This window comes from Achromobacter sp. GW823-FHT04E03, from assembly GCF_058796095.1.
On record NZ_JBXAIJ010000001.1, the window covers coordinates 1,701,138 to 1,718,530 of the forward strand.

22 protein-coding genes are annotated in these 17,393 nt (G+C 58.2%); 7 read left to right on the plus strand and 15 right to left on the minus strand.

Annotated features, from left to right (window positions below; genetic code table 11):
- Positions 1–36: 36 nt before the first annotated feature.
- Positions 37–774, plus strand: a complete 738-nt coding sequence (locus AC1RHV_RS08030) for an ABC transporter substrate-binding protein (protein WP_492300364.1) — start codon at positions 37–39, stop codon at positions 772–774.
- A gap of 74 nt (positions 775–848) precedes the next feature.
- Here the strand turns inward: AC1RHV_RS08030 and AC1RHV_RS08035 are convergent, their stop codons facing one another.
- Together AC1RHV_RS08035 and fmdA are read right to left on the minus strand one after the other, a co-directional pair.
- Positions 849–1,181: an FmdB family zinc ribbon protein gene (locus tag AC1RHV_RS08035; RefSeq protein WP_125472600.1), complete on the minus strand. Its 333-nt coding sequence runs from the start codon at positions 1,179–1,181 to the stop codon at positions 849–851.
- A gap of 10 nt (positions 1,182–1,191) precedes the next feature.
- The gene (fmdA, locus tag AC1RHV_RS08040) at positions 1,192–2,421 is read right to left on the minus strand and encodes a formamidase (RefSeq protein ID WP_175213736.1); all 1,230 of its coding nucleotides are present in this window, start codon (positions 2,419–2,421) and stop codon (positions 1,192–1,194) included.
- Positions 2,422–2,790: 369 nt separating this feature from the next.
- Here fmdA and AC1RHV_RS08045 point away from each other — a divergent pair, with 369 nt between their 5' ends.
- Both AC1RHV_RS08045 and AC1RHV_RS08050 read left to right on the plus strand, forming a co-directional pair.
- On the plus strand, positions 2,791–3,837 hold the full coding sequence (locus AC1RHV_RS08045) for a glycosyltransferase family 9 protein (protein WP_175164267.1): 1,047 nt from the start codon (positions 2,791–2,793) through the stop codon (positions 3,835–3,837).
- Between the two features lie 55 nt (positions 3,838–3,892).
- Positions 3,893–4,252, plus strand: a complete 360-nt coding sequence (locus AC1RHV_RS08050) for a hypothetical protein (protein WP_054452577.1) — start codon at positions 3,893–3,895, stop codon at positions 4,250–4,252.
- A gap of 28 nt (positions 4,253–4,280) precedes the next feature.
- Here the strand turns inward: AC1RHV_RS08050 and AC1RHV_RS08055 are convergent, their stop codons facing one another.
- The gene (locus tag AC1RHV_RS08055; protein ID WP_192328639.1) at positions 4,281–5,765 is read right to left on the minus strand and encodes an aminotransferase class V-fold PLP-dependent enzyme; all 1,485 of its coding nucleotides are present in this window, start codon (positions 5,763–5,765) and stop codon (positions 4,281–4,283) included.
- 108 nt (positions 5,766–5,873) lie between these two features.
- Between AC1RHV_RS08055 and AC1RHV_RS08060 the strand changes: the two genes are divergently transcribed.
- Together AC1RHV_RS08060 and AC1RHV_RS08065 are read left to right on the plus strand one after the other, a co-directional pair.
- Positions 5,874–6,347 carry an Lrp/AsnC family transcriptional regulator gene (locus tag AC1RHV_RS08060; RefSeq protein WP_054452588.1) on the plus strand — a complete coding sequence of 158 codons (474 nt, stop codon included), beginning with the start codon at positions 5,874–5,876 and terminating at the stop codon, positions 6,345–6,347.
- A 191-nt stretch (positions 6,348–6,538) separates the two neighbouring features.
- Positions 6,539–7,696 carry a porin gene (locus AC1RHV_RS08065; RefSeq protein WP_492300367.1) on the plus strand — a complete coding sequence of 386 codons (1,158 nt, stop codon included), beginning with the start codon at positions 6,539–6,541 and terminating at the stop codon, positions 7,694–7,696.
- Positions 7,697–7,845: 149 nt separating this feature from the next.
- On the opposite strand, the gene AC1RHV_RS08070 is transcribed toward AC1RHV_RS08065, so the two are convergent.
- From AC1RHV_RS08070 to AC1RHV_RS08120, 11 genes are all read right to left on the minus strand, one after another.
- Positions 7,846–8,208: a winged helix-turn-helix domain-containing protein gene (locus AC1RHV_RS08070; RefSeq protein WP_192352296.1), complete on the minus strand. Its 363-nt coding sequence runs from the start codon at positions 8,206–8,208 to the stop codon at positions 7,846–7,848.
- A gap of 26 nt (positions 8,209–8,234) precedes the next feature.
- Complete coding sequence (locus AC1RHV_RS08075) at positions 8,235–8,543, minus strand: DUF4148 domain-containing protein (RefSeq protein WP_192352295.1); 309 nt, start codon at positions 8,541–8,543, stop codon at positions 8,235–8,237.
- A 124-nt stretch (positions 8,544–8,667) separates the two neighbouring features.
- On the minus strand, positions 8,668–9,330 hold the full coding sequence (locus tag AC1RHV_RS08080; protein ID WP_492300369.1) for a class I SAM-dependent methyltransferase: 663 nt from the start codon (positions 9,328–9,330) through the stop codon (positions 8,668–8,670).
- A 254-nt stretch (positions 9,331–9,584) separates the two neighbouring features.
- On the minus strand, positions 9,585–10,238 hold the full coding sequence (locus AC1RHV_RS08085; protein WP_175164263.1) for a hypothetical protein: 654 nt from the start codon (positions 10,236–10,238) through the stop codon (positions 9,585–9,587).
- Between the two features lie 81 nt (positions 10,239–10,319).
- Positions 10,320–11,081: a hypothetical protein gene (locus tag AC1RHV_RS08090; RefSeq protein ID WP_175164262.1), complete on the minus strand. Its 762-nt coding sequence runs from the start codon at positions 11,079–11,081 to the stop codon at positions 10,320–10,322.
- Between the two features lie 580 nt (positions 11,082–11,661).
- Positions 11,662–12,117, minus strand: coding sequence for a hypothetical protein (locus tag AC1RHV_RS08095; protein WP_492300372.1), 456 nt, complete (start codon positions 12,115–12,117; stop codon positions 11,662–11,664).
- A gap of 225 nt (positions 12,118–12,342) precedes the next feature.
- Positions 12,343–13,110: a hypothetical protein gene (locus AC1RHV_RS08100; protein WP_175164260.1), complete on the minus strand. Its 768-nt coding sequence runs from the start codon at positions 13,108–13,110 to the stop codon at positions 12,343–12,345.
- 221 nt (positions 13,111–13,331) lie between these two features.
- Positions 13,332–13,613, minus strand: coding sequence for a hypothetical protein (locus AC1RHV_RS08105; protein WP_492300374.1), 282 nt, complete (start codon positions 13,611–13,613; stop codon positions 13,332–13,334).
- Positions 13,613–13,867 carry a hypothetical protein gene (locus tag AC1RHV_RS08110; protein WP_492300376.1) on the minus strand — a complete coding sequence of 85 codons (255 nt, stop codon included), beginning with the start codon at positions 13,865–13,867 and terminating at the stop codon, positions 13,613–13,615. Before AC1RHV_RS08110 ends, AC1RHV_RS08105 begins: the two co-directional genes overlap by 1 nt.
- Positions 13,868–14,095: 228 nt before the next feature.
- Positions 14,096–14,368 (minus strand): hypothetical protein, encoded by a 273-nt coding sequence (locus AC1RHV_RS08115; RefSeq protein WP_175164256.1) that lies wholly within the window; start codon positions 14,366–14,368, stop codon positions 14,096–14,098.
- Positions 14,369–14,507: 139 nt separating this feature from the next.
- Positions 14,508–15,239 carry a hypothetical protein gene (locus tag AC1RHV_RS08120; protein WP_175164254.1) on the minus strand — a complete coding sequence of 244 codons (732 nt, stop codon included), beginning with the start codon at positions 15,237–15,239 and terminating at the stop codon, positions 14,508–14,510.
- Between the two features lie 203 nt (positions 15,240–15,442).
- Here AC1RHV_RS08120 and AC1RHV_RS08125 point away from each other — a divergent pair, with 203 nt between their 5' ends.
- A complete protein-coding gene (locus tag AC1RHV_RS08125) occupies positions 15,443–15,775 on the plus strand; it encodes a transposase (protein ID WP_310531908.1) in 333 nt (110 codons plus the stop codon).
- A complete protein-coding gene (locus AC1RHV_RS08130) occupies positions 15,772–16,626 on the plus strand; it encodes an IS3 family transposase (protein ID WP_492300379.1) in 855 nt (284 codons plus the stop codon). Before AC1RHV_RS08125 ends, AC1RHV_RS08130 begins: the two co-directional genes overlap by 4 nt.
- A 142-nt stretch (positions 16,627–16,768) precedes the next feature.
- Here AC1RHV_RS08130 and AC1RHV_RS08135 read toward each other — a convergent pair whose 3' ends face one another.
- Positions 16,769–17,263, minus strand: coding sequence for a DUF2247 family protein (locus AC1RHV_RS08135; protein ID WP_175163968.1), 495 nt, complete (start codon positions 17,261–17,263; stop codon positions 16,769–16,771).
- Positions 17,264–17,393: the final 130 nt, after the last annotated feature.

The following is a 17,393-nucleotide window of genomic DNA, read 5'->3' on the forward strand; positions in this document are numbered from 1 at the left end:
TGCGCGCCAGCGCGCGCCCCTACGCCCAAGGAAACCATGAAGACCGACCACGAGCTGCTTTCCGCCTTCGCCCCCACCGGCGCGTTGCGCGCGTCCATCAACCTGGGCAATCCCATCCTCGCCCACGCCGATCCCGTCACCGGCCAGGCCGGCGGCGTCTCGGTCGACCTGGCAACTGAACTGGCGCGGCGCCTGGACGTGCAGCTGGAACTGGTGGTCTTCAAGTCGGCCGGCGAATCCGTCAATGCCGTGGCCGCAGAAGAGGCCGACGTGGGCTTCTTCGCCATCGATCCGCTGCGCGGCGCGCAGATCGCATTCACCGCGCCCTACGTGGTCATCGAAGGCGCGTACCTGGTGCGCCAGGACTCGCCCATCGCCAGCATGGACGAAGTGGACCGCAAGGGCCAGCGCGTGGTGGTCGGCAAGGGCAGCGCCTACGACCTGTATCTGACGCGCGAACTCAAGCAGGCGGAGATCTTCCGCGCACCGACCTCGCCCGCCGTCGTCGACACCTTCATGCAGGAAAACATGGAAGTCGCCGCAGGCGTGAAGCAGCAGCTTGAAGCCGATGCGCAGCGCCTGGGCGGCCTGCGCCTGCTGGACGGTCACTTCATGCTGATCCGCCAGGCCATGGGCGTACCCAAGAGCCGCGGCGACAAGGCCTGCGCCTACCTGGCCGCCTTCGTCGAGGCCATGAAGAAATCGGGCTTCGTCGCCGAAGCCCTGGCCCGCCACAAGATCCAGGGCGCCGCGGTGGCGCCACTGGAGGCCTGAACCCGTTGCTCGCGCCTCGCAAGAACAAGGCCCCGCTCGAGCGGGGCCTTGTTTTATGCGCCATCGTCGCATCCTCAGTGGCTGATCATCCAGGGCCTTGCGCCCGCGAACGACTTCGCCCCATCGGGCGTGGTGCGCGTCTTGCCCGCCGTCTTGCCGCCGGAGCAGCATCCGCAATTCATGCCGTGGCCGGAACGCGAACTGCGCGGCTCGTGGGCGCTGCGTTCATTGACCGCGCGCGCCCGGTTCACCGCGGACGATAGCGCCGAGATCGCCGGCGCTCCGCCCAGGATGCGGCCGCACATCGCGCCGCATTGCGGGCAGGCCGCGGGATCGCGCCACTGGGCCAGGGGCACCAGCGCCGCGAACTCGCCGCAATCGCCGCAGGCATAGTCATACATGGGCATGGGATGGCTCCTAGCGGTCGCGCGACAGCGGCATGTCCACGCCGCCCTGGATGTGCTTGACGGGGCCGGACGCCGACGGTTGGATGTCGAAGTCGAAAATCTCCGTCGGCAGCCACAGCGTGGCGCAGGAGTTAGGGATGTCCACCACCCCGCTGATATGCCCCTGCACCGGCGCGCAGCCCAGCAACGAATACGCCTGGGCGCCCGAATAGCCGAACTTCTTCAGGTACTCGATGGCGTTCAGGCAGGCCTGCCGGTACGCGACGTTCACGTCCAGGTAGTGCTGCTTGCCGGATTCGTCCACCGAAATGCCTTCGAAGATCAGGAAGTCCTTGTAGGCCGGCGTGATCGGGCTGGGCTTGAAGATCGGATTCTTGATCGCGTACTTGTCCATGCCGCCCTTGATCAGCGACACGCGCATGTGCACCCAGCCCGCCATTTCAATGGCGCCGCAGAACGTGATCTCGCCGTCGCCCTGCGAAAAATGCAGGTCGCCCACCGACAGGCCGCCGCCCTTCACATAGACCGGAAAGAACACGCGCGCGCCGCGCGAAAGGTCCTTGATGTCGCAGTTGCCGCCGTGCTCGCGCGGCGGCACCGTGCGCGCGCCTTCGCCCGCCGCCTTGTCGCGCTCCGCTCCCTGCATGGCGCCCATGTGCGCCGTCTTCGGCGCGGGCGGATTGGCCAGCGGCGGCACGCGGTTGGGATTGGTGTCGATCAGCGCCTGCTCGCGCCGGTTCCAGGTATCCAGAAGCTTCTTGTCCGGCAGGCAGCCGATCAGCCCGGGATGGATCAACCCGGCGAAGTTCACGCCCGGGATATGGCGGGACGACGTGAACATGCCATGGAAATCCCAGATGGATTTCTGCGCGTGCGGAAAATGCTCGGTCAGGAAGCCGCCGCCGTTATTGCGGCTGAAGAAGCCGTTGAACCCCCACAGGCTGTCCGGCTTGGCGCCGATGTCCAGCAGGTCCACCACCAGCAGGTCGCCAGGCTCGGCCCCTTCCACGCCCACCGGCCCCGAGAGAAAGTGCACCGTGGACAGGTCCACGTCGCGGACGTCGTCGGCGCTGTCGTCGTTCTTGATTGCGCCGCCGGTCCAGTCATAGGTTTCCAGCACGAAGTCATCCCCGGGCTTGACCCACACGGCCATCGGAATGTCCGGATGCCAGCGATTGTGGATCTGTGCGTTCTCGTAGGGGGATTGGGCCAGGTCGACCTTGATGAGGGTATCGGTCATTCTCTTTCATCTCCAACGTAACTTGTTGATAAAACAGAAATTTCTATCTCCGACTGTCTCGCGAGCGCGCCAGGCGGCGTTGCAAGTCGTTGATATGTAAAGAACAGTAGGCGAGTTTCAGGCAACCGTAAACTGGGTTTTCGACCAGTAACCAGGGGATAAATTGGAGTAGAACTTAAGAGGCATGGGATGCGTCATGCGCCCGCCGCATCCCCACCTGCCATCACCTGATCCTGGGGCCATCGCACAACACTCTTTCCATATATTCAATACAAAAAACTACACACGCAGGAAACATACCTCCGCCAGACTAATGGATCCGAAATTCAGTTCCTTTTCAAAGGGCAGTGAGCGTATCTATTGGATGCCATGTCGACCGCCCCCTCCGTCTCGTGCAGCACTGCGCGAAATTGTGCGATTTATATTTCCGGCGGCATCGGCGACGGAGTGCTCAGCATGGTTTTTGCCCGGGCATTGGCCGAACAAGCCGGAGGGACGGTCTCATTGCTCATGACTCAAAATGAGTCCGCGCAAGAACTGTTCCGCGCTCAGCCCTATGTAGGGGAAGTCATCTCGCTGCGATCGGAAAACCGGCTGCAAGGCTGGGAACGAATCACACGGGTGAAGCAGGTCCTGGCGGATCGCGCCTACGACAGCCTGTTTCTCTTTACCTTCCGTACTCACATTGCGCTGGCGGCCCGCTTGGCAGGAATTCCACGGCGCATCGGTTTCGTACGCATGCATCATCCGCATCTCGCGGCACTGCTCACGCATCGTCTCTGGGTACGCCGCAAAGGAACCCCGCACCCCGACATCTATACATGGCTGCCGTTGCTGTATGCCAAGGCTGGCTATCAGTATGAGCCACGTTATCCGTCGCTATTCTGTACGGATTCGGCGAGCAGCAAGGCCATCCAGTTCTGCCAAGCGCAATCGCGGACGGTTGGCTTCGGCTTGAATGGATCGATACCCTGCAAACGCTATAGCGGCAGAGCATTTGCGGAGGTCGCGCGCATCTTGCATGCGCAAGATAGCGGACTGCGTTTTGCATTGGTGGGCGGCAGCGATGTCCAGGAGATCGCCCAAGAAATTCGCAGCTTGCTGCCCGAGTCCATTGTTTTGTTGGACGCAACGCAACAGGCCACGGACATATGCGATAGCCAGGCGCTGATCGCGCGCTGTTCGGTATTTGTTTCCAACGACAGCATGGGCATGCACATTGCGGCGGCCCACGGAATACCGACCATAGGTCTGTTCGGCGCCACTCCTGCGTTGCGGTATGTGCCCTGGCTGCATCCGATTGAAGCCGCCGTAAAGGGCGACATGGCCAGCATTGCGCCGCAGACAGTGGCCGAGGCGATCTGGAAGCATCTGGCGGCAGCGGGTTCGGACGGATCTGCCCATCCGGCGCACTGATGCTCGTGGCAGTTATGATGCTGCCCATTCAGTCGCATTCCCAAGGTATCCCCGCATGGCCGCTCTTGACCGACGCTCCCTCGCCGTCCTGCTCCTCTGCGCCGCCAGCGCCCCCGCCGTCGCGCAAGACTGCGTTGCGCAGGTCCAGGCAGAGCAGGCGCGCATCGACCGCGCGCAGGACGTGCAGCGCACGCGCGAAGCATCCAACGATCTGCAATTGAATCGCGAACTGTGCCAGGGCCGGCTGGACCTGCTGGATGCGCGCTACGCCCTGGTCGACGACTTCGAGGCCTGCCGCCGCAAGGGGGTCGAGTTTCCGGCGAAGATGGCGCGCGCGCTGAGCGACGCGTCCGAGGAACTGGCCGACAAAAAGGCCGCATGGATCAGAACCTGCGGCCTGCAGATGAAGGATTGAGCGGCCCGCCAGCCAGCGGGCGCGCGGCTCAGGCGGCCTGCTTCTCAGCGCTGTGCGGGAAGAAGATGGCCCGGCTTGGATCGAAGCCGTAGCGGTGCTCGAACTCGGTCGCATCCGCGGCCAGCGCCAGCACCGAATCCAGGATGAAATCGGCCTTCTCGTCTGGCAGCAGCACGCTGAAGTTCAGCCGGATGAAGCCCGGCTTTTCCATCTCGCGGCCGTCCAGGATGGCCTGGCGCATCTGCTGCGATTCTTCAGCGTCGATATCCAGCAGGCGATGCACGTAGGGTCCCGCGCAGGCGCAACCGCCGCGCGCCTGGATGCCGAAGCGGTCGCTCAGCATGCGCGTCACCAGTTGCTGGTGCACGAAGCCGCCGCGTCCATTGCGCACCCGGAACGAGAAAATCGGCAGGCGCGCCGCCGTCAGCGAACCCAGCAGCTCCAGCTGCGCGATGCCTTGCCATCTGGCCAGCGCACGCTCCACGAAGTGTTGATTGCGCTGGCGCATGAAGTCGGCGCCCAGGGCTTCCTTCACCAGCAGCACCAGCGCGGCGCGGATATCGCCCACCACATTGGGCGTGCCCGCTTCCTCGCGCGCTTCCAGGCTGCCGCTGTAGTCGTGGCCCGCGGGCGAAACGAAGCGCACCGTACCGCCGCCGGGCCAGGTGGGCTTGGTGTCCAGCACCGCGTCGCGGCGCACGATCAGCACCCCAGACGCGCCCGGACCGCCGATGAATTTGTGCGGCGAAAAAACAATCGCGTCGATCGCCGCGTCGGCGGCGGGCGTCATCCGGATCGGCAGATAGGGCGCGCCGCCTGCGTAGTCCCACAGCATCTTGGCGCCCGCGGCCTTGACGCGCCGGGTCACTGCCGCCACGTCCGCCACGATGCCCGTCACGTTCGAAGCCGCCGACAGCGCGCAGACGACCAGCGCGCCCTTCCCGGCTTGCAGCGCCGCGTCCAGCTGGGCCAGCTCGGGGCCGCCTTCCGGGCTTTCCGCCAGCTCGACGACTTCAGCGCCGCATTCGCGCCACGGCAGGATGTTGGAATGGTGTTCGTAGGGGCCGATGATGATGCGCACCTTGCGGCCCGCGGCGATGGCCTCGCGCACGCCGAACAGATGCACCAGCCGGTTGATCCCCGCCGTCGCGCCAGACCCCGCAAAAATCACGGCATGCTCATCGCTCGCGCCGCAGCACCGCGCAATCGCCGCGCGCGCCTCGCGGCGCAGGCGGGTAATGAAACCGCCGCAGTATGACGCCTCGGTATGTGAGTTGGCGTAGTACGGCAGCACCTGCTCAAGAATGAAACGCTCGACCTGCATCAGCGCCCGGCCGGACGCAACGTAGTCGGCGTACACCAGCGGCTTGATGCCATAGGGCCCCTCGACCACCGCATCCTTGCCGATCAGCCCCTCGGCCAGCGCCGCGGCCACGTCGTCCGTCTTCAGGCTTTCCTGGAATTGCTGCAACGGAGTGATCTTGGCGGGGGTCGTTTTGGTAGGCGTATTCATGTCGGGGATGTTCCTGGGCACACCGAAATATCATACGATGGAAAGAAATTTGAAACCTCACCTAAATTTTGCCAAAAACCTAATAAATTGGGTCATTTGATCTTTTAAATGGAAAAAATAGATAAATTTGATCTGAATATCATCTCCTGCCTGCAAAAGGACGGCGCGCTGTCGCAACGCGAGCTGGCCGATCGCGTCGGCCTGTCGCAAAACGCCTGCTGGCGCAGGCTGCAGCGCTTGAACGCCTGCGGCATCATTCGCGGCACCCGGGCCGAGGTCAATCTGGTCGAACTGGGACTGGACCTGACGGTCTTCGTGATGATCCGCACCAGCCATCACGCCAAGGCCTGGGCTGACGGCTTTCGCCAACATGTGGAACGCCTGCCCGAAGTCACGGAGTTCTATCGCATCGGCGGGGACTGGGATTACCTGATCAAGGTGGTCTGCCGCGGCATGGCCGGGTACGACCGCTTCTACCAGAAGCTGATCACGGATTTCGAGCTTTCCACGGTGACCGGGTTCTTCAGCATGGAGGCCATCATCGAGAACCGGCCTCCGGATCTGGGGGGATTGGAGGGATAAGGCAGGCGGGGTACGACCCATGCGGACATGACAGAACCGTGACGCCGGGACGATCGGATTTGTAATTCCAATGACTGCGGATTGTCGGGCGACGGCCTGCACACTGGCCCTGCCAATCCGCCAGAAGACATGGTTTCCGTGGCTTCCGGTCGGTATGACGCATATCGATCTTCCCCGCTCACGGAGTCCCCATGAAAAAGCTATACGCCGCGGCGGCCGCCACGGCACTGTCTGGCGCCGCCTATGCGCAGCCCTCTTCCGTCACGCTCTATGGCCTTATCGACACCGGCATCGGCTACGCCAACGTCGACGGCGCCTACACCGATCCCGCCACCGGCAGCCGCACCCGCGTCGACAGCAGCCGCATCGGATCCACCACCGGCACCACCGCGGGTTCGCGCTGGGGCCTGCGCGGCAAGGAAGACCTGGGCGACGGCCTGTATGCGCTCTTCCAGCTGGAGTCCGGCTACGACAGCCGCAACGGCAACTCGCTGCAAGGCGGCCGCCTGTTCGGCCGCGAAGCCACCGTAGGCCTGGGCAGCGCCGACTGGGGCGAAGTCCGCCTGGGCCGGCAATACAACGTCGCCGCGCGCTACTTCACCGGCATGTTCGGCTCGTCGTTCGGCGGCGGCTTCAATCAGTTGAACACCGGCGCGGGCCTGGGCTTCAGCTCGGCCTACTTCGTGCGCTACGACAACCTGGTCGTCTATGAAACCCCGTCGATGGGCGGCTTCAAGGGCGCCGTCGGCTACGCCTTCAATGCCGACGACCGCCGCCTCGCCCAGACCGGCTTCGCCACCGCCGACAACACCCGCGCCATCACCGCCGGCCTGCGCTACGACAGCGGCCCCATCATGGGCTTTGCCACCTACGACCAGCTCAATGCCTCGAACAAGCTGAGCCCAAGCCAGACCGACGCCACGCCGCGCTCCTACATCGTCGGCGGCTCCTACGACTTCGAGGTCGTCAAGCTGGCCCTGGCCTATAACCGCACGACCGACGGCTGGTTCGCCGGCAAAGGCTTCCCCAATGGCGGCAGCATCGGCGGCTTCACCGGCACGCCGTCCTACGCCTTCGTCAAGGGCTTCCGCTCCAACGCCTACATGCTGGCGCTGGCCGCCCCGGTCGGCAAATCCGGCGGCGCGTTCGCATCGTGGCAGCGCGCCGACGCCAACAACAAGCTGCTCACGGGCGGCGATGCCACCAGCAACACCTACAGCCTGGGCTACAACTACAACCTGTCCAAGCGGACCGACCTGTACGCAGTGGCGTCCTACACCACCAACTGGGCGTTCCTGGACAACGTCAAGGCGACCGAAGTGAACATGGGCATCCGCCACCGGTTCTAGCGCACGCTTTCACAAGACGCTGTATGCAGGGAGTCCCTTGATCGCGCCCTCCTCCGCGAAGGGAAGGCCAGATGATCGCCGCGCGCCTTTCCGGCGCGCGTTTTTTTGACACCGCGCAGTTGCCGGCCGCGCATGAAGGCTTGTGCCGATCACAAAGGACCCGCCGCCAGCATATAGCTGCCGCCCCGTATCGTATGCAGCAGCTTGGGCCCCGGGCCTGCGTCCACTTTCTTGCGCAGCCTGCGCATGGCGACCGCAACCGCATGCGACTTGAAATTGCGCTTGTCGTGGATATGCAGCTTCATTTTCCAGACCTGCTCGGCCAGCTCCCATCCCAAGCACACGACCCCGGGCCGCTGCATCAGAAAGGCCAGCAAGCCGAATTCCTTGGGCGTGAGCGGCAGGAACTGCCGGTCGCGGTAGGCGCGGCAACGCAACAAGTCCAGCTCCAGGTCGGCAAGCTGCAACCTGGGGCTGGACTGGGGGGGATTGATCACGGAGGATTCGGCCACGCCGGGCGCTCCTGCCCCGCGGACGGCTATCGCCGCGACGCGTTCTGGCGTTGCACTTCAGCCTGGTACTCCGGCCCCGAACGCAGGCGGAAGTATTCGGTGAATGCCGCCTTGTACTCCCGGCTATAGATGTCCGGCGTCTCTTCGCCGCGCCAGAACCGGTCCACCCCCGCGCGCTTCCAGAGCGCCAGGTCGGCCAGCACTTCGGCGCGCGTCAACGAGGGGCCATAAGGATTGGCCAAACCAGCGGGCGGCGGCGCGGACTGCGCCAGCGCCGCGCCGGTAGCGGCGGCCGACAGTGCCAGGATGAATGCGGCTTTGCGGATGATCTGCATGCTTGTTTCCTATGTATCGTGGAGGGGACTGCACGATCAAATTCTAGGAAAGCGATGCGGACAGAAAGCGGATAGCGGGATTACGTTTTTGACATGGCGGGCCGCTTTGCGCTTTGCGATGCCCCTACCAAGCCACGCCCTGCTGCGCCAGTCCAAGGCGCCGCGGCCTCAAGAACACATAACAATGCTGAAACCCGTCCGCCACGACGTGGCGCGCGCCCGTCATTCCCACTATTCCGGGCTCGAATGTCTTGAAGACCTGAAATCCCTTCGCCTGCTCGACCTTGAATTTCAGCCGATCGGGCTTGTCGTTATAGCCAAGCACCAGCATCCCGTCGTCGGCCAGCACGTGATGGCATTCAAACATCAACTGATTGAATGCGTCTTCCGTATCCAGGCCGAAGCCGATCAGTCCGTTGGCGAACACCACGTCAAAGCCATGCGGCGGATAGTACGAAGACAGTTCAGTCGCCGAACCCACCACGTGCCTGTTGGGTGGGCCGTAGGCGGCGTTGCGCGGATTCAGGTCGATCGAATAGAAGTCCAGATCCAGCAGCCGGTCGTAATGCCAGTTGTGCTTGTCCAGGCCAATGAAAAGGCACCTGGCCGCCGGCGCCGCCGCGCCGCGGCGGAAATGTTCATTGACGTAGTCGAAGACCTCTTGCTCCATGAACGTCCGGCTGGGCACCCGCAGCCGGAAATCGGCGCCTGACATTCTCAAAAGAGCTGGAGAAACCCGGAAAACAGCGCGCTTCAGGACGTAAGTTATTTTTTTAGCGAACCTCATGATCCCCCAAATCTCAAAAACCCGAAAAGCGCCAGGCCCGCTAGCGGCATCCTGCCGGCCAGTCGTCGCGCTTTCAGATTTTATTTTTGGGAGAGGTTCTCTAACCGGAGTTTTTATGAACTGGTGTTTGCTTTTTCTTGATTTGAAACAGCGGGATGGAACGGTGCGCTACCACATCAATCTCGCCATCCATGCTTACGTTTTTGCGATGGATGACGTAGCGACGCTGCCCCGCCTTGCCATGCCGCAAGGCGCTAGCATTGATCGCAAGTCCCGCCGCCCGTACGTTCAAGAATGGCTTTGCCGGTGGGGTCGGGCAGCCACCACCCTTGCACGCGCAGCGATCGATTGACGATTTCCACCGATTCCAGGCTGGGGTGCCTGGTTTTCAAGTAAGGAAGGTCTTCCGCGTAGTTGTCGTGTATGGACGCAACTTCCAGAAAACGGCTGGCGTCCAACCGTCCCAAATACGCGATCTGCCCTGGAATGACCTCGAATTCAATCGCCTGCGCGAAGCCCTCCGATACCTTGATCCGACGGCCGTAATCCAGCGCCCAACGGGTAATCTGATACTTCCCTGGCGCAAGCTGCAATGCGAAGGTGCTTCCCACCCCTTTAGGCACTTTGGGCGGATTGTTGACGATGGCGGGCTTTCCGCCGCCCCCTCCGCTCTCAAGCATGATGCGCTTGCCGTCGGAGGATTGCAGATAGAAATAGGCGCCATATGGTACGAACACCGCGCGTTCGAATACCGTCCCGACGACGACGCCTTTTGCCGGATCCAGCGCGGCGACCGAGTATCGCGCCGAACTCTGCCCGGCCGTCGTACATCCAACCAACATGGCCAAGGTCAGGATCGCTGCACCCACGCCGCAGTATCTGCTGCGCACGAAAAAAAACTTCTGCATGGATAGGCCCTCCAGCCTGTGCCCGGTGCGCCAGCGACTGTGATCGCCGGCGCACCGGGAAGTTGAACCGTCGAGCGTTACTTATTTCGCGGCGACTTGATCTGGAAAACGGAAGATCTCCGTGTAGACCGGCTCGCTCCAATAGCTCAGCCTCGCGCCCAGCTCACCATGCGCGCCCTTGTAGTCTTCAATCAAGCTTGCAAAGGTAAGGAAGGTCTTGTCGGAGTCGCCATAAAAGCGGTTAAAGGATCGTGCCATGAGCGGCTTGCCATGCTCGTCTTTCAGCGCGTATTCAATGACGGTCATGGGCTTGTAGCTATCCGTCGCGGAGGCAGCGGCGTATCCCGTGGTCAATCGCAAGAGCAGTTGCATATGCCCTTCGGTGGGCACCAGGTCCTCGGACACACTCGCCGCCAGGTCGTCACTGCCCGAGGGACGCGTCACCTTCGTGACCTTTACTTCCCGGCCGTCCTTGGCTAGCAAGTCGCCAATCTGGCGTGCGAACGCCTGGTTGATGCTCTGATCGGAAATGTTCTCGCCGACCAGTTTGGAAAACTCCTCGGAGCGCCGTTCGGTGCGCGCCCTGAAATCCAGTTTGTGTGCCGCGTGTGCCGAAAGGCCGACCAAGAGACCTACCGGGCCGAGAATGCCGAGCAAACCGGCCGCTTGGGATCCGCCTAGATCCATGACCACGAAGTTGTCATCGTGATAGAAAATTTCCACCGATTTACCGGACTGGATGAAGGCTTGATTGGCCTGTTTATCCAATTGGTACTTGGGCGGCGGCTGCTTGACTGCGCAACCGCTCAGGAAAATAAGAACGATACAAAGCAACTTCTTCATATATCAACTCGTAAAAGGCGGCCAAAGTCCTGGCGCAGGCCCCCCCGCAACCATGCGCCAGGGCAGAAAACCCGTCGCCCGGTGCCTTACGGAGGAGCTTCGCCATGTCGCGATTTGCGTTTCACATTGAAACTATTTGTTTGGCTATTTTGCCTTAAACAACAATAAATCACAATAAACTTCATTTTGTAAATTCGCAACAAAGGACTATTGTTGAACGGAATTGACGAAAAATTCGCAGACGATGGCGCAGGAAGCGCAAAAATCACGACTACGGGGCCGTTGAAAGGGAAACACTGACTATCCATCCGCCTAAGCAAGAAATCGTCAGCAGGCGCCTGTGCGCAAAGACTTGTGAAACGCAAACATCCCAGGCTTTGGGGGCAAGCCCGGCAGCCGGCCCAAAGAGCCGAGTGAACGTTCAATGTGGGAGATGCAACCGGCGTCTTGATTCGTCCGCATCTCAATGCCGATCGGGGCCAGACCGGCTTTCCTCTGCCAGCTACTAACGGCGAAGAATGGCCTTCCTCAATGTTCCATTCTTTGAAGTCGGGCAGACTCCGGGTCTTGGCTATTCCCCTTAACTTCCATTGGCAGCGCAAGCCTTCGTGGGGGTGAGTTCAACGACTCGACCAACCTTGCCTGTGCCAGTTGCGCCCAGATCTTCGACGACCACTTTGCGATCCCGCACATATATCTCGTAGTCGGCGCCGGCTCTCGGGGTGAAATAGCCTGCATCACGCGTTTCGCGCATATAAATGGAGACTGCCGGCGAATGATACGTACCGCCGACCTGGCCATATATGGTTAAGGGGATGCCGGCCTTTATGATGAATTCATCGAAGACAGCGTCGCCATGCTTTGAAGTGGGAGGCATGCCAATACTGCGACTACCCTGGTAATGGCCCCGCTGAATGGTCTCCAACCCTTGCCCATGCCCAAACAGGCCAGGACTGGTGTAGCAGGTACGATCAAAGTCCAGACGAATTCGATCGGCGGTGTAGACAAAAACACGGACACGTGAAGCTTGGGTCACGTCGTAGCTCTTGAGAATATTAGGATTGGTTGCTGAGCAACCTGAGAGTCCGCCAGATAGCACTAACACGGGAACCAATATTCGAAACACCAAATTCGACACTTCAAAAACCTCGGCACAAGATAAATTTCGACATATGCATCAAGCGGAGACCACCGTTTCAGCTGAGGAAAATGTAGTCTCACGCCTTACCAGGTGGCCTGGCATGGCACTATTGCCGACCGATCACGATACGAGCGGGGAGTCTGCGCGCTCTTCCGTTGACGTCAACGCCAGCGTCCGATAGCTGACAGACATCGACGTCACGGAAACCAAAGTGAAAGCAAAGGTCGATATGGCCGTATACAGATAAAACGAGATGCCCGGCGCCCGCGGCACCTGCAGCAGAAAGATCCGAACAGCCTCCAACAGCAGCAACAGCGGCACGGGCAACATGGCCACCGCGAACAGGCGTAACCGGTTGCCCTTCACCAGCCCCGCAATCCGCGACATGTCCATCCTGCCGGTCAAGGCTGCGTGCGGCAACGCCAGAAAGAAATACCCCAGGAAAAAGCATGGCGACAATATCAACAACAGCACCAACACCATGCCAAGCCAATGCGGGCCGGCTGATCCCTCGGAAAACAGCATCACGATGTAGCCCAGAAGCGCAACCGCGAACGCTAACGCGGCACTCACCAACAGTACGATGAAATACATGCGTTCGGGCTTGCCTGCCACAAGACGAGGCGCAGGAGTTTCGCCCAGAAGGATGCACCGATGCCAAGCCACCGCCGCCAGGACTGGCGCGGCGGTACTCACCACCCAGCCGGCAAGCTCCAGCAGCTTGCTTTGCTCGACATATGCCATGTGGTTCAGGTGCATGCCCAAAACCACACCCCCCAGCAGAATCAGGATCAATAGCGGCGATGCTCCGATCAATGGCCCGCCGTGGTCGCCCAGATAGTCCAGCGTCTGGCGGATGATCCGCAGTATTGGGAGTTTTTTCCGCATTTATTGCTCCATGAAGTGCGTTGGCCGTCACTGCTTCGCATGGGTTGCGTCGTGGCAGACCAGGCCTGTCCAGGGTCTTTGCATCCCAATCGGCCAAGAACCTGGCTATGGTTCTTCTAGTTGATAACGGCCGAGCATGGAGTTTCTTAATTTTCGTTTTGATAAAGGTGTCAGACTGACACCTTATTTTGGGGAGGTCTCAGAGGCTAGCACCGTTTTTATTATGGATATATCCCCTTCTCCTCCAGCTCTGAGAAAATGTACATTACCCCCTCTTCAATGCATTCCACATCCTTTCTCAAAATGACCCCCACCGCAGAAACATTCAACACCACCGTATAGATATTTCCGCTCCGCCCCCCGTCGACTTTCAGCAAAAAGAACCCTTTATTTTTTTTTGATATCAACATCAAGATTTGAAAAGGATCTTCCAAAGAAATAGCTTCGACACTAGAAAATCCAAATCGTTCCGCATATTTTCCAGCCAGGATAAAAGTGGACATTAATCCAATCCTCTCAATGCTCTTGCAATATTTTTGACATCAATCAGCTCACCAGTAGCCACTTTGTCCACCACATTCCATATGACTTGTTTTGCCGGACCACCAACGCCGTTTCTAACAATCAATTGCTCAACAATCTCTACTGCCGTCCTCTTGTTTCCATTATCGAACAAGTGCCCACCAGCAATATCTCTTATTATTGACCCAGCCTTGCTATAGAAGCCATCATAGTTGGCAGCATTGGCCAAAACCACGCAAAAAAGTGTCAGACTACATTTTCAGCTTTGGAAAATGTAGTCTGACACCTTTTCTTATCACGCTCACCTGTGCTTCGGCGTGCTCAAAACGCGTTCACCCTATCGCCCGGATTACGCCTAATCTCTTGACGGGCAAGACGGTATCTTTTTTGGACACCTTTTTTTGAGCACCCGTACCAGCAACGTCTCCAGCAGCACCTATCGCATTTGAACCAACTAGTTAAGTCAGAATAACTCTATAATTTTTTTCGCTAACCATGCCTCACTTTTATCTATAGATATGTAGCATCCTTCGAATGAGCCGCTTGTCAAAACAAGCCTATGCCCTGCATATTCAATAGCAACTAGAATTGAGTAAGGACCTTGCTCACGCATTATTTCCTCTGCGTTTAGTTTTTTCAAAACAACACCAACAAATTCCTCAAATCTTTCTTCTTCATACTCATTAAAATAGACAAAATGACCAAGCTCGGAACTAGACTCAGAAAAACAATTCATGCGCACACCCCCAACCCATTATTCGCGTTTTTTCTAGATGACTGGGATTTTTCGATAATTTTGCGCCACAAATAAAAAAGGTGTCAGACTATATTTTTTGTTTGAAAAATGCAGTCTGACACCTTTTTTATTTGCTGTATTAATTTACGAAGAAGCCTTCCGCGAATAGACTTTTGAGCTCAGTTCGTCGCTGTGCGAACAGCGGAAAATCACGAACAATTTCTTGAATTTCTTCTGTGACTCTCACCAAATATCCGTCACCGATCTTTTCGATTAGGAAACCGGCCCTGGCGATTCGATCGGCATCGACTTTCTCAGCGAATTCATTGCCATAGAACATTGCCCAGCCGGCATTAGGTATATTCGGGTTCAGTGCCGCATTGAACGAGCCAATCTGGAAACTATCGTTCACTTGATGCGGAGCAAGCTCAGGCTCGGTGAAGTAATGCAGCATGCCCAACTGAGGCGGAAAGATTTCGCACCAGACTTTGAAGAGCTGATACCAGTCAACCTTTTCGCTAAAGGCTGAGGTCAGGTACGGACCACCGGGCACAATCTGATTTCGGATATTTCTCTTCGTATGCTGTACGTATCCAGAACTTTTAACTGCTCTCTTCCTTTTCCAAACAAAATCAAGGAAGAATTCTGAGTAACCTCCATTGGAGCGCATTTCCGCCTTTTCCGCCCAAAGCGTTCCCGCTTGAGGCTTACCCTCAAAAGGCGTTGTTGTCCTTCCCCAGGATTTCGAAACAAATTCTGGCGAAAGAACTCCATTATTCAAACTTAATGACTCGAAAAACCGACTACCGACATCCCACCCAATAGTCTCGGCCCTTGTCTTTATTGACACCTGAACATATGGCTTTTTCATATTAGAACTTCGTTAATTCACCAGTTGCAGGATTATATCTATAAACATCACCACCAGTCTCTCGTATCTGGGTTGCAAGTTTATTGGCCACACTCTTAGTAGCAGGGCTCACAACCAGATTCAGTAAGAAAAGGTGTCAGACTGAGCTAACCCGGGTTTTCCGGACACCCGAAGAAGTAGACAATACTTGAAGGAGGTGTCCCATGGATAAATCCAAACCCGAAGGCAAGCCGCTTGAAGCCAAACGCCAGTATCACAGTCGAGAGTTCAAGATCGAGGCGGTCAGACAACTGGAGGAAGGCAAGGTCAGCGGCACGCAACTATCGCTGATGCTGGGCGTGAAGCGGTCGATTATTTACCGATGGAAGAAAGAGCTGGCGACACACTGCCCAGACGTCTCATTTCCCGGTAAAGGCAAGGCTCGCACCGACGAGCAGACCGAGATTCAGCGCCTCAAGCGTCAGTTGGCCGAGGTCACCGAAGAGCGCGATATCCTAAAAAAAGCGGCAGCGTACTTTGCGCGGGAACTGCCGTGAGGTACGCCTTTGTGCAGGCTCATCAGCAGCAGTTCCGGGTCGCTCGGTTATGCCGGGCCTTGCACGTCAGCCGCAGCGGATATTACGACTGGCAACGTCGTGAACCCTCGGCAAGGCAGCAAGAGGACGTCAAGCTGCTCGCGGCCATCGAGCAGACCCATCAGACCTGCCGGCAAGCGTATGGCACGGAAAAGACCTGGCGCGCGCTTAACGCCAACGGCGTGGCGTGCGGCAAGCATCGCGTCGCAAGACTGCGACGCCAGGCCGGCATCGAGGCGCTGCGCAAGCAGCGCTTTCGTCGGCTGGAGAAGCATTCGCTGCTGGGGCCGGCCCCGAACCGCCTGCAACGTCAGTTCACCGTGCAATGTCCCAATAAAGTCTGGGTGGGCGACATAACGGTTGTACCAACACGGACAGGCTGGCTATATCTGGCCGTACTGCTGGATCTCTACTCTCGGTCGGTGATCGGCTGGAGCATGGCCGAGAAGGCCGACCGCAGGTTGTTGGTCCATGCACTTCAAATGGCCCTAGCCCGGCGCCGTCCCGATCCTGGACTGTTGCACCACAGCGATCGCGGTGCGCAGTACAGTTCGGCAGAGTACCGAGGCATGCTTAAGGACCACGGCATCATCATCAGCATGAGCGCCAAGGGGGATCCCTACGATAATGCCGTGGCAGAGAGCTTCTTCAGCAACTTAAAGAACGAATTAACGCATCATAAGGTCTTCCACAGCAGGGAGCATGCGCGGCTGGCGATCTTTAACTACATCGAGGTCTTCTATAACCGCCAGCGAATCCACCAGGGGCTAGGTTATCGAACCCCTGCCCAGGTCGAGGCCTCCGTGCCTTAACCAAAATGTCCGAGAAATCCGGGTCAGCTCAGTCTGACACCTTATTTCTCTCGGATTACGCCTAATCTCTTGACGAGTAAGACGGTATCTTTTTCGTGACACCTTTTTCGTAGCCCGACTTCTTTTTTTTCTGAGCAACGTTTCATTTCGTTCCCTTAACCTGAAGTTCCCTTCTAAGCACGTCCAACATGTCGGACCAGTTTTTAAAAAGCCACTCATCCCCTTCGAGAGAAGCATTTGCCGTCGGCATATATCTGACAAAAGAAGAGACAGACACAGGATAACCAAAATCTGCGTACAACTCCTCAACGACCCCCAAGGGATCTCGATATGAATTCCTATTTCTAAATACCCAAAGAAAAATCAAGAAAATCCATACCTTTTCCTCCCGCTCGGTATCTCTCGGGAATTCTGAAGCAAGATTACTAACGTGCTGCATCACCTCATTTACGTCATCACCGGCCAAGCAGGCCAACTCATAATGTTCAGCAGAAGAATCTACAGTAAGATTTTTAACAGCATACTGAACGGCGCCACGAGGACTCAAGAAACCGCGCTCCAACCCATATTTTATATCGCCCCATTGCATCCAGGGCGCTTCTTCAAGACAAAAATTACTATCCAACTTAATATCCACAACTCGCCCCATTATTTTGGCAGCCTCAATAAAAAAAGGTGTCAGACTACATTTTCAGCTTTGGAAAATGTAGTCTGACACCATATCCCCGCCTGGGGAAACCTCAGAGTCTGACACCTTATTTTCCGGC